Source organism: Flectobacillus rivi (genome assembly GCF_030056655.1).
Classification (GTDB): domain Bacteria; phylum Bacteroidota; class Bacteroidia; order Cytophagales; family Spirosomataceae; genus Flectobacillus; species Flectobacillus rivi.
The window spans coordinates 37,550-50,290 of record NZ_JASHIE010000019.1 but is presented as its reverse complement, the minus strand read 5'-3'; the positions used below and the strand labels follow the sequence as shown (position 1 = coordinate 50,290).

Annotated in this window: 7 protein-coding genes; 2 read left to right on the top strand and 5 right to left on the bottom strand. The window is 38.2% G+C overall.

The window, feature by feature from the left end; genetic code table 11:
• Positions 1-4: 4 nt before the first annotated feature.
• A complete protein-coding gene (gene galB / locus QM481_RS22180; RefSeq protein ID WP_283383380.1) occupies positions 5-2,731 on the bottom strand; it encodes a beta-galactosidase GalB in 2,727 nt (908 codons plus the stop codon).
• A 512-nt stretch (positions 2,732-3,243) separates the two neighbouring features.
• Here galB and QM481_RS22175 point away from each other — a divergent pair.
• Together QM481_RS22175 and QM481_RS22170 are read left to right on the top strand one after the other, a co-directional pair.
• The gene (locus QM481_RS22175; protein ID WP_283383379.1) at positions 3,244-4,278 is read left to right on the top strand and encodes a LacI family DNA-binding transcriptional regulator; all 1,035 of its coding nucleotides are present in this window, start codon (positions 3,244-3,246) and stop codon (positions 4,276-4,278) included.
• A gap of 182 nt (positions 4,279-4,460) precedes the next feature.
• Complete coding sequence (locus QM481_RS22170; RefSeq protein ID WP_283383378.1) at positions 4,461-5,111, top strand: hypothetical protein; 651 nt, start codon at positions 4,461-4,463, stop codon at positions 5,109-5,111.
• A 147-nt stretch (positions 5,112-5,258) separates the two neighbouring features.
• On the opposite strand, the gene QM481_RS22165 is transcribed toward QM481_RS22170, so the two are convergent.
• From QM481_RS22165 to QM481_RS22150, 4 genes are all read right to left on the bottom strand, one after another.
• Positions 5,259-8,075 carry a M16 family metallopeptidase gene (locus QM481_RS22165; RefSeq protein ID WP_374760923.1) on the bottom strand — a complete coding sequence of 939 codons (2,817 nt, stop codon included), beginning with the start codon at positions 8,073-8,075 and terminating at the stop codon, positions 5,259-5,261.
• 10 nt (positions 8,076-8,085) lie between these two features.
• Positions 8,086-10,128 carry a protein-disulfide reductase DsbD family protein gene (locus QM481_RS22160; protein WP_283383377.1) on the bottom strand — a complete coding sequence of 681 codons (2,043 nt, stop codon included), beginning with the start codon at positions 10,126-10,128 and terminating at the stop codon, positions 8,086-8,088.
• Between the two features lie 55 nt (positions 10,129-10,183).
• The gene (locus QM481_RS22155) at positions 10,184-11,254 is read right to left on the bottom strand and encodes a PLP-dependent cysteine synthase family protein (protein ID WP_283383376.1); all 1,071 of its coding nucleotides are present in this window, start codon (positions 11,252-11,254) and stop codon (positions 10,184-10,186) included.
• A gap of 259 nt (positions 11,255-11,513) precedes the next feature.
• Positions 11,514-12,638: a TlpA disulfide reductase family protein gene (locus QM481_RS22150; protein ID WP_283383375.1), complete on the bottom strand. Its 1,125-nt coding sequence runs from the start codon at positions 12,636-12,638 to the stop codon at positions 11,514-11,516.
• Positions 12,639-12,741: the final 103 nt, after the last annotated feature.

The window sequence follows — 12,741 nt, the reverse complement described above, 5'->3', positions numbered from 1 at the left end:
AGATTTAAAATTCAACACTTTGAATCATGATTTCGCTCGACTTCAATCCTTTACATTTGGCACGAATGGTAATCGTTCCTTTTTTACCTTCTTTTGCTTTAACAATCGCTAGTGCCAAGCCACTGTACGTTTTTCGAGTTGGTAAAATAAAAGAATTTAAATCAGCAGGATCGCCGTTATCTGTTGCCACAAGTTCGCCATTGCCTAATACCTCAAACTCTACTTCCTGTGTAGCGGTGGGCACCATATTACCTTTAGCATCTTTAACGCTCAGCTCTACAAAGACTAAATCTTCTCCGTTATTTTTGATACTTTTTCTATCGGCTTTCAGTACCAATTGCGTTGCTTCACCAGTTGTTTGCACGATGTCTCTTGCCCATTCCTTACCGTTTTTGTAGGCAATTACTTCCAATTTTCCTGCTTCATAAATCACATCATCCCAACGAAAACGATATTCAAATTCAACTCTTTTTTTTCGTCCTAAAGACTTGCCATTCAGAAAAAGTTCAGCTTCGTCAGCGGAGGTAAACACATGAACGGGCGTAATTTGACCAATTCTTTCTTGCCAATTCCAATGTGGTAAAATGTGGGCAAATTTTAGTTCAGGTCTCCAGCGTGCTTGATACAAATAATAGCGGTCTTTCTTAAATCCTGCGAGGTCAATAATACCAGAATAAGAACTCCGTGCCGAATAATAAGGTGTTGGTTCGCCGATATAATCCCAGCCTGTCCAAACAAATTCGCCAGCAACAAAAGGATGTTTATCTTGCGAAGAAAAAACCTTATCTGGCGAAGCACCAAATGCTGCGGTATATAGCTCATATCCACTGACTTGCTGTAGTGCACCATTACCTCCTACTCCTTCTGAAACAGGAGCGCTATTTTCTTTCGCTACAGGAAAAACATACGTACCACGAGTACTCAATGCAGAGGCTGTCTCACTACTAAGTATCAGTTTATCAGGAAATTGTTTTTGAAATGCAGGATATAAAGGCGATGTTCTGATGCCTTTCAGATGTGCATACGCAGGTGCATCACGGATACCTTCTCCTTGATAATTGAGGCTTACAATATCAAAAACCTTTGGAAAAGGCATCTGAGGTTTGGCATAGTTCATCGATGCAGTAATGGGTCGAGTATCATCTTCATCTTTGGCAATGTCATACAACTTTTGAGCAATTTTAGCTCCTGCCTCCTCTGTATATTGCTCACCAACTTCATTACCTACACTCCATGCAATAACCGATGGGTGATTTTTATCTCTACGAATAAACGACCTTGTATCGGGTTCGTGCCATTCTGGAAAAATCAAGTGGAAATCTAGAGGTGTTTTCTTTCTTTCCCAACTATCAAAAACTTCATCAATCACCAAAAATCCCATGCGATCAGTCAAGTCTAAAAGCTCTTCGGCAGGAGGATTATGAGACATACGAATGGCGTTACAACCCAAATCGCGTAACATTTCGAGCTGTCGTTCAGCCGCACGAACGTTAAAAGCTGCACCCAAAGCCCCCAAATCGTGATGCTGATTTACACCTTGAATTTTTATGGATTTCCCATTGACCAATATTCCTTTATTGGCATCGAATATTACTGAGCGAATCCCAAATTTGGTATCATAAATTTCTATTAGTTTACCTTGTTGAAAAAGCTTGGTTTTTACTAAATATAACTGCTGGTTTTGTGCAGGTAAGGGGTTCCATAAAACAGGATTTGCCAAAACAGTTTCCTGTTGAATTTTGGCTTGTTGATTAGCTTCAATTACGATGTTTTGCTTGGATAAAGCAGCTACTTTTTTGAGAAGTTTCTGTGTATTTTTATCCAAGAGGTAAAGCTCAGTAACGAGGTCAACGGATTGATTTTTCGCACTTTCATTTTTGAGTGAAAGAGAAATATCGATATTAGCTTTTTGGGTAGATACCGATGGTGTCTTGACAAACGTACCCCAATGAGCTATGTGTACAGGATTTACTTTGGCAATCCACACATTACGATAAATCCCTCCACCAGGATACCACCGAGCAGAGTTTGTAGGGTTATCGATACGAATGGCTAACTGGTTTTCTTGTCCAAATTGAATAAAAGGCGTCAAATCTAATCGGTAAGAATTATATCCATAAGGCCAACCTCCTACCAATTTTCCGTTGAGCCAAACCATGCTATAGGACATGGCGCCATCTATATCCAAATAAATCTTTTTCTGAGCGTCTTTTGTTTCAAATGTTAGTTTTTTGCGATACCAGCCTATTCCTTGCACGGGTAAGCGCCCCATACCGCCACCTACGGGCACATTTTCACCTTTATAAAAAGGCATTTTAATCGCCCAATCGTGTGGCAAGTTGACATTTTGCCAATGACTATCATCATAACTTTTATCAACCAATGGCGTGGTGACTACAGGCTCGCTCGTTGGCTTGGGATAATACTTTGAAGGATCTTTGATGAAATCATTAGCGGTAGGTAAAATCCAAGCTTTTAGCGTTTGATTACTCGATTTTACGCTCACAGATTCAGTCGGTTTACTATCGGCTACAATATTATCGTTGCGATCGGTCACCTCTGGACGAACATCATAACGAATGTCGTCGTGAGACGTTTCGTGCCTCTCAAAACGCCAGCCTTTATTGATTTTATATCGCTCAGAAGTTTGAGCAAAGGATGAAATAGAAGATAGCAAACTCAATAGCACAGAGCCATAGACAGCTCTCGGCCAACATATTTTCAAAGTCATAAATCCAAGTTTAGAAAACGATTCTTGATAGATTTTGTAAAAGGCATTGATAAAACGCTAATTTTTCAAAATTGTACAAAACCAACGAATGCAAAATTAAATAAAAACCATAAAAATACAACCGATTGCATAATTTTTTAAATTTTACTGTTTCCTTGATTTATCAGCAAAAAAGCCTGATTATTGAGAAATAATAAGAGATTATTTTTATTTATTCTATTAAAAGTCAAATAATAAATTTTTAAAAATTGAATTATTCCAATATTCATGTAGCTCAACTCCCAATAAGAATCAAAAAAATTAATAATTTTATGCAATCGGATACATTTTTATTTACTGACATGAAAAACAATATCTAACAAAAACATAAAATACTAAAAATCAGCTAATTAAATACAAATAAATGCTTTAAAACATAAAATAACTTCTCTTACATTTGGGTAGAATGGCTTATCCTGAGTCTTCCATAAAGAAAAGATATTTTTTAGTATTTTTACGCAAACGTTTGCGATATGAAGAACACAAAGAAAGAAACAACCATATACGATATTGCCCAAAAATTGAACATTTCATCGGCGACGGTTAGTCGTGGATTGCAAGATCATCCTGCGATTAAAAAGGAGACTCGAAAGAAAATTTTGGAGACAGCCATCGAATTGGGATACCGCAGAAATATTATTGCTAGTAATCTTCGCAGACAAAAAACCAATACGATTGGCGTGATTGTACACGAGTTAAATAGCAATTTTATCACTTCGGTATTGGCAGGAATTGAAAAAATCACCACTGAAGCAGGCTATGATTTGATTATTGCGCACTCGTATGAGAGTTATGAAAAGGAGGTTGCCAATGCTACAAACCTTTTTCATAAACGAGTGGATGGATTAATTGCCTCTTTGGCACTCAACACGACCAATCTCAACCATTATAAACAATATCACGACAAACATATTCCTATTATCTTTTTTGACCGTGTCGAAGAGCGTTCGGATAGCGCTAAAGTGATCATTGATAATTATAAATGTGGTTATCAAGCAACCAAACACCTGATAGAACAAGGTTGTAAAAACATTGTGTTAGTCACAGCCAGTTTAACACGTAACGTTTACCAACAACGTTATAAAGGCTACAGAGATGCGCTTGACGAAGCGGGTTTACCGTTTTCAGAAAGTAATGTTTTGATTAAAGATTTGAGTGAACAATGCGGAGTCGAAGCAGCAGAGTATATCTTACAAATGAATCCTCGTCCTGATGGAGCATTTATTACTAATGATTTTTCGGCAGCAGTGTGTATGAAAACGCTTAAGGAAAATGGCGTTAATATTCCAGAAGATATTGCGATTGTTGGCTTTAATAATGATGCCGTCGGCAAAATCATTGAACCACAACTTACAACGATAGATTACCCCGGCATAGATATGGGGGAAATTGCCGCAAAAAGCTTGATTGAACAATTGGCTGGAGATACCAAAATTAACCAAATCAGTACCTTAGTCGTTCGTTCAGAATTAATTGTGAGAGGTTCGTCCTTGAAAACCCATAGTTAATATAGGCAAATTTATTTTCAATTCTTCACCTAAATTTTTCTTATAATTATGTAGCTTAATATTTCTTTTTTGCTAATTTCAAACATCTATTAAAATACTATTTGCTTTTCCATAAATCATCTATGTTTTAGTGTTCTGCTCTTGTTCAGCCTTTACTATTACATACCACAATTTAAAACAACATGAAAAAATCTACTATTTATCTTTTTTCTACCTTAGTTATTGCTGAATCTTTATTATCAAGCTGTGCTTCTATTATTGGCTCTTCCAAATACACCGCTCATATCCGTGTAGTCGACAATCCCAATGCACAAATTTTTGTGAGTGATGTATATGCTGGACGAGGTCAAGGCATTGTAAAAATGAGTCGTAAAAACGCCAATAATGTCGTTATTTCGCTCAAAGCCGATGGTTGTGACACGAAACATATCCCATTCAAAGGGCGGAAATTTAGAGGTTGGGCTTTTGCTTCTTCGCTAGTATTTTTTACGGGTATAGCAGGAATTCCAATTCCTTACGGTGTTGCAATCGACCTTGCTTCTGGAGCCCTATACAAGCCTGATGAGCATGAACCTGGCGTTAGTAAGATGGATTATAAAACATATATTTATACGGTTAATTATGGCGCTTGTCAGAATTTCCATCAAGATGAAGTTATTTCTAACCCGCAAACACTCATTGATGTTATATATCTCAAAGACGGAAGTACTGTCAAAGGAATAATTATTGAGCAAATCCCAAATAATTATATTAAAATTCAAATTAGTGATGGCAGTATTGCAGTATATCGGTTTGAAGAAATCTTAAAAATCGTCAAAGAAAATACGAAGTAAGTAGGAGTTGCGAGTGATAAGTATAGCTAACTCGCAACTCAGGATTAACTCTTTGTACAAACATAAATTTTAGCATAAAAAAAAGCTACACTATATCATAGCAGTAGCTTTTTGCTTCATCTAACTTAACTAAATTACCTTTAAAATTTACTTGTCTAATTCAACGATAGGATAGCCTAACTTTTCTAAACTAGGTTTTAGGCTTTTTTTATCACCCACCACCACAATAATCATGTTGTTGTAGGGTAAGTATTTTTTTGCAAGGGTATTAATCTCCGAAGCAGACAAGGTGGTTAATAATTGCTTTCTTTTTTCTGCAAAATCCCCCATTTCTTCAAATTCCAATGCCAACCCTAAAAAGGAAGCTTTTTGTGCCTGTGTCTCATATTTAAGAGCATCACTTTGACCAATAGATTTTTTGGTAAAAGCCAATTCTTCTTCCGTGATACCTTTGTCGGCATATTGCTTAATTTCTTTGATAAACTCAACAATTGAGCTATCAGTTGCTGTTGCTTTTACACTAGCTTGTGCCGTAAAATTGCTGGCAATTCTAGAATTACCAAAGCCTGAGCGCGCGCCATAAGTGTATCCTTTTTCTTCACGTAGATTCAAATTGATACGGCTGTTAAATGCTCCGCCCAAAACATAATTCATTACCTCAGCAGCATAATAGGTGCCTACAGGTGTGTACGCAAAGTCCGTAAGATAACCTATGCGTATTTCGGATTGTGGAGCGTTCTCTTTATCGACCAAATACAAAGTAGGCTTCAAAGTGTTGGGCTTAGGAGCAATCTTTGGCAAGTTGAGATTTTTTGCTTTCCAATTTTCCAAAAACTGTAATTTGGGCAAAAGGTCTTTTTCTGTCATATCGCCAACCACCACCAAACTCGTTACGTTTGGAGCAAAATATTGCTGATAAAGTGCTTTAATATCCTCTAACGTGACATTTTTCACCGTTTCAACTGTTCCACTTAAAGGATATGACTGGATACTTTCGGAGCCGAACAAAATTTTACTATAAGCTTTATCAGCAATAGCTGCGGGTTGAGTACTTTGATTAGCAATGCCTTCTAGTTGTTGTTTTTTCAAACGCTCAAAATCTTCTGGAGCAAATTTGGGTTCAAACAATTTTTCTTGCAAAATGGCTAAGGTTTCATCGAGATTCTTGGTCAATGAACTCACTTGGACATAAATTGCCTCAGCACCTGCATTGAACGACACCGAACTTCCTAATTTTCTCAACATGCCATCCAATTGCTCAGTAGTATGTTTTTGAGTAGCCTCATTCATCATCGCCACTGTCAACGGTACAACTCCAACTTTAGACAAATCCGTTGCGGAAATGGTATGACCTCCTTTGATAGAAAACGATAGTGTTACCGAAGGAATCTCATTGGAATAACTACCAATAACTTTGATTCCATTAGCAAATTTTTCTTTCCAAAATGCAGGAATCTTTAAAGTTGGATTTGCGCCAGCTTCAGGTTTTTTGCTTCTATCGAACGTATCTTTTGCTTTTACATATTTCAAGCCTTTGTATCCATAATCGGGTGCTTGATACTTTTCATGAGAAGCTGTGTAATTATCTGGTGCCGCTATCAGCTCTTTTTTGCCTTTGGGATAAACACTTAAAATAACACCATATTTACCTTTCAAATATTGCTGATATACTCTCAAAACATCCTCTTTTGTCACCGCCAAAACAGCCTTATGTTCTTTGGTTAGCAAATTGGCATCGCCTCCCAACGTCTGGCAATGGGCTAATTGTGAAGCTTTGCCTGACACACTCGAAAGTGATTTTACCACATTTGACTCATATCTTGCTTTAAATTGTTTTAAATCGTCATCTGTTACCCCTCTTTTTTCAAACTCTTCAAGGGTTTGTCTGACCATTTGTTCAAGTTGGCTCAAAGGTGTGTTTGGCAAGCCAAGCACGGTCATGGTAAACTCTCCTGATAATTCAGAAGTAGAGTTATACACGCCAGCTTGTATGCCCTTTTGTGCTTTTACAAAATTTTTGTAGAATAATGATGTTGCTCCGCCGCCTAAAATCTCCGCTAAAACATCCAATGCGGGCTCGTCTTTGTGAAAAGATGGTACTGTCGGAAATACCATTTGCAACATCGGAAAACGAATATTGTCTTCATAACTCACATATCTATCTTTGTTGATAGAAAATGGCGCCAAAACGGTTGGCGATACCGCAGGACCTTTAGGAATAGAGCCAAAGTATTTTTCTACTAATTTGATTACCTCTTTCGGATTCACATCTCCTCCAATCGTCAGAGTAGCATTGTTGGGTCCGTACCAACGAAGGAAAAAGTTCTTTAAATCACTCACTTCTACCCTGTTGAGATCTTCAACGTAACCAATAGTCAGCCAAGAATAAGGATGTCCATACGGATACAGTGTACGTGCAACATACTCCGCACCAGCCGCATAAGGTCGATTATCATAGTTTTGTCCTTTTTCGTTTTTGACTGTCGCACGCTGTACTTCAAACTTTTGTTGTGTAACCGCATCCAACAAAAAGCCCATTCTGTCGGCTTCTAACCACAAAGCTCTTTCGAGTTGGTTGCTTGGAATGGTTTCAAAATAATTGGTTCGGTCACGATTGGTGGTACCGTTCATCGTTCCGCCAGCTTCGGTGACTAATTTAAAATGTTCTTCATCTTTGACATGGTCAGAACCTTGAAACATCATGTGTTCAAAAAAGTGAGCAAAACCAGATTTTCCAATTTCCTCTCTCGCAGAACCTACATGATAGGTGACATCTACATGGACTATTGGATCTGAATGGTCTTCATGGATAATTAAAGTTAACCCATTTGGGAGTTTGTATTTCTCGTACGGAATCACCAACTCATTGCCTTTCTTTGTAACCTTTTCTACGAGTTTGGTTTGGGCAATAGTTATCTGACTACTTGCAAAAGCAAATAGCGCTAAAACGATGTGTTTTTTCATTGGACTAATATTATTTTTTAAAAGCTTTTAAACCACTTTCCAGAAAAGATAAAAAGTTGTTTTCGTCATAATTAGCACCTTGTGGCTTTACCAATGTCTGCCCTTCGTTGTCTAGTAAGACATAATAAGGTTGAGAATTAGTATTGAACTGCTTCGCCTGCATTTCGCTCCATTTTTTACCAATAGTCGTAATTTGTTTTTGGCTGTAAGTAGAAAAATACTGCTCTGACTTCGCCAATTCGGTTTTATCATCAACATATAACTGAATAATCACATAGTCATTTTGTAGACGATTCAATACCGAAGGTTTTGACCAGACTGTTGCCTCCATTTTGCGACAATTGACACAGGCATGACCCGTAAAATCTATCATAACAGGCTTATGATTGGCTTTTGCATACGCCATTCCTTCCTCATAATCGAAGAAAGTGTCAAGATTGAGTGGCGCATGAAAAATTTCACCATATTTTCGAACTGGATGTTGGCTCATTTGTGGATTACCTGCACCAATTTTTTGTGTATATAAATCAAAGTCTTGGGTATGCTGTGGTGGCAAAAATGCGGCAATCGAGTCAAGTGGCGCACCCCACAAACCTGGCACCATATAAACCGTGAATGCTAGAGAAATAATAGCCAAAAATAGGCGTGGCACTGATAAATACGCCACAGGAGAATCATGGGAAAATTGGATTTTGCCCAAAAGATAGAGCGTCAATAAAGCAAAAATGGCAATCCAGAGTGTCAGAAATATTTCACGGTCAAACCATTGCCAATGATATGCCAAGTCTACATTTGACAAAAATTTCAAGGCTAAGGCTATCTCCAAAAAGCCCAAGACAATTTTGACAGAATTTAACCATCCCCCTGATTTAGGCAAAGCGTTCATCCATGCTGGAAACATCGCAAACAAGGTAAACGGCAATGCCAAAGCCAAGGCAAACCCAAACATTCCGATGGCTGGACCTAGTAATTGTCCCATTGTGGCTGCTTGTACTAATAGTGTTCCGATAATAGGTCCTGTACATGAAAATGAAACTAAAGCTAGTGTCGTTGCCATAAAGAAAATACCCAGATAGCCTCCCTTATCAGCACCTTTATCCGAAGCGTTGAGCCATGATGCAGGTAACATGATTTCGAATGCTCCAAAAAAGGAAGCTGCAAAAACAATCAACATCACAAAAAATACAAGGTTAAAGATTCCATTGGTAGATAAATCATTTAAGGCATCTGCACCAAAAAATACGGTAATCAATAATCCCAAGGCAACATATATCACAATAATTGACAGCCCATACACCAATGATTTGGTAATGCCATTAGACTTTGAGCTAGCTTGTTTGGTAAAAAAACTTACCGTCATAGGCAGCATCGGAAAAATACAAGGCATCAACAAAGCGGCAAAACCACCTAATAAACCTGCTAAAAAGGTTAACCACAAGGCTTGTTGCTCTTGTTTGGGAGGCGTTGTTGCTGAACTGCTTTGTACCTTACTGGCTGTATCTACACTGGCAACTGGAAGAGTCTCAACCTTAGCTTCTTGAATAACGGTATCTTTTTGAGGAGTTGGTACAAGACTCGTGTCTTTCTTCGTACTTTTTTCTTCCTCTACTTTCACAGGAATCGAAAACTCCAACTCATCTGGAGGAAGACATTGGGTGTCGTCACACACCATAAATTCCACCGAACCTTTGACGGTCGTCGTTGTACTTTTGACCTTAATTTTTTGAGAAAACTTCGCTGATTTTTCGAACCACAATAAGTCCATGCCAAAAGTTTGGTCAAAAGCTTTTACTACTTTACTATCCTCAGAAACGCCTCCTATCAGTTCAAAATCTGGCGAAGGAGTTAACTTAAACTTTGTGGGTACAGGACCGCCCTCTGCAATGTGCTGCGAGTAAATATGCCAATGCTTATCGATGGTGGCGATGAAGGTCAACTGAACCTCCTTGTTAGACAAATAAGTAGCTTTAAATGACCACTTTACCGGCTTTTTGATTTGTGCCTCAGCAACTATCGCTAGACAGAGCAGGAACAAGGTGAAGATTTTTTTCATTGTGTATAAAGGTTTATCAATGAACGATTTAGTGATTTTTTTTCAGAAAAGCTAGTTAACCCATTCGTGGAGAAGGAAATGCCAGCCTACTGATAGGGCGATAGTTGACAAACTCTATTTCGGGTGACAAGTATCCATCTTTCACGGGTTCTTCACGCATCAAATCTGTGCTCAAATACTTTTTGTTATCATCACAAAGAATCGTTACTACTCTTGCCTCCTCTCCTAGCTCTTCTTGCACCTTAATAGCACCAATTAAGTTAGCACCCGACGATATACCTACCGCCAAACCAAGTTGGCGAGCTAGCTTTTGCGCCAAAATAATCGAGTCGCCATCACTAGCCTGAACGGGTGCGTCTAGTTCATCGAATCGAATAATGTCAGGAATAAACTCATCCGAAATTCCTTGAATACGGTGTGAGCCAATTTTGCGTCCAACCGAAAGAGTTGGTGAGTCGGCAGGTTCGAGAGGATGTACTTTGATATGCTTATTTCGAGATTTTAGATACCTACCCACTCCCATGACGGTACCTCCAGTACCTACACCCGCCACAAAGGCATCGGGCGATACATCTATGCTTTGCAGTTGTAACCAAATCTCTTTCCCTGTGGTCATTTGGTGCGCATCTGCATTGTAAGTATTGGCAAATTGCCTTGGCAAAAACACCGAATCGTTCAAGGCTGCCATTTTTTCAGAAAGTCGAATACTACCCAAAAATCCTCCTTCTTCCTTCGAAATCAAGGTAATTTCTGCTCCAAAACTGGCAATAATATCCATACGCTCTTTACTCAGCCAATCTGGCATAATGATTTGTACGGGATGTCCCAGACTTCGACCAATAGCACAAAATGAAATACCTGTACTACCGCTTGTGGCTTCTACAATAATGTCGTCAGGGTTGATTTTGCCTTCCTCATAAGATTTTTGCAGGATATACAAAGCCATTCGATCCTTGATACTTCCTGTGAGATTGTATTGTTCACATTTTACATACAAAGAGCGTTTTTGTCCTTTGTAGGTATAAAAAATCTCCAGCATGGGGGTATTGCCCACCAAATGCCAAAGGTGATTAAATTTTTCTTGTAAATCCTTACTAATAGCAGGATTGATTGTTGATGGAAGCATAATTCAAAAAGGTAATGAGAAGAATAGTTGCAATGGGGTACAGATAATTTATCGAAAATGATAGTCTATTTTAATTAATCTTAAACCGTAGCAACAGGACAATGAATAAACTTCTCAAATGTGTTATTCATCTGATTTTAGAGGATTAATTGTCAGGTTCGTCCAATCAAGCACCTGTTGCATACGGTTTGAGAAAAAGGATAAAGCATTGCACATAAACCCTAAATTTATGATTTACAACACTTTACCTTTTTTTCATTTACTCTTTCACTAACTCTGCTAGTTTTTTCTCTAAATCTTCACCACGAAGGTTTTTAGCGATAATTTTACCGTTTTTGTCTAACAAAAAATTCATTGGTACTGCTGCCACTGCATACATTTTAGCTGCCTCGTTTTGCCAGCCTTTTAGGTCAGAAACATGAATCCAAGTGAGTTTATCGGCATCAATTGCTTTCATCCAATTGGCTTTTTTATCGTCCAAAGAAACCCCTACGATTTCAAAGTTTTTATCACGGTATTGGTTATACGCCTTCACAACATTCGGGTTCTCTTTACGACATGGTCCGCACCAGCTCGCCCAGAAATCTACTAGCACATATTTACCTTTAAGGGACGCTAAATTGAAGGCTTTACCTGTTGAATCAGCCATAGTAAACACAGGTGCCATACGACCCACATCTACTTTGGCTGCTTTATCCAAAAACGTTTTTACTTCTTGTCCGTAAAAAGATTCCTTGGTATTTTTTGCCAAGTAGCCATAATATTCTTTCGCTTTGTTTTCAGAACCTGGTCTGGTAAAATAGCTAACAATAATAAATGGGCTAATCAAAGAAGTAGGACGAGTGGTAATAAATTGCTTACAGATACTATCGGCATACGCTTCTCCTGCACGAAATAAAGCACTTGCTTTTTCTCTAATAGCCAAGCTATCAGGAGTTTTGTTTTTTCTAGTTTCAGAATACATTTTATCTCCCTTGCTCATAAGTGCGTAAGCACCATCCATTTGCTTGCGGTGAATCATCCAATCTTCATGCGCTTTTGAGCCTTTAACAGTGGCCTTGCTAATTGAATCCTTTGAGGCTGTTACCACAATATTGCCACTTTGAACAAACACCCTTAAACTCTCTTTCTTTGGTACAAGATATAGGTTGTAAATAGAAGGGTGTTTTAAGGTTCCTTGAAAAACAAATGCACCGTCGGCACTCACCAATGAATCTACATCAAAGTCTTTTCCATTGTAAGTAGACAAATACACTTTCTCATTTTTAAGACCTGAGATTTTGCCTGAAATATGGTATTTTTCGGTAGTTACAGCTTTTTTTTGCGCAAAAAGCCCTGTGACAGCGAGCATGCTAATGCTCATTGTCAATACTATTTTTTTCATAAAAGAATTGGTTAAACTTTGAAAATGATGAATTATGAGTTGTGAGTTAGTAGTGTACGAAGGATTTCAAACAATTTCAGATTTGGGATTTCTGATTTCGGAA

Excerpts from the sequence above, each read along its gene's own strand:
- galB (WP_283383380.1), bottom strand. The coding sequence starts at position 2,731 with ATGACTTTGAAAATATGTTGGCCGAGAGCTGTCTATGGCTCTGTGCTA.
- QM481_RS22175 (WP_283383379.1), top strand. The coding sequence starts at position 3,244 with ATGAAGAACACAAAGAAAGAAACAACCATATACGATATTGCCCAAAAA.
- QM481_RS22170 (WP_283383378.1), top strand. The coding sequence starts at position 4,461 with ATGAAAAAATCTACTATTTATCTTTTTTCTACCTTAGTTATTGCTGAA.
- QM481_RS22165 (WP_374760923.1), bottom strand. The coding sequence starts at position 8,075 with ATGAAAAAACACATCGTTTTAGCGCTATTTGCTTTTGCAAGTAGTCAG.
- QM481_RS22160 (WP_283383377.1), bottom strand. The coding sequence starts at position 10,128 with ATGAAAAAAATCTTCACCTTGTTCCTGCTCTGTCTAGCGATAGTTGCT.
- QM481_RS22155 (WP_283383376.1), bottom strand. The coding sequence starts at position 11,254 with ATGCTTCCATCAACAATCAATCCTGCTATTAGTAAGGATTTACAAGAA.
- QM481_RS22150 (WP_283383375.1), bottom strand. The coding sequence starts at position 12,638 with ATGAAAAAAATAGTATTGACAATGAGCATTAGCATGCTCGCTGTCACA.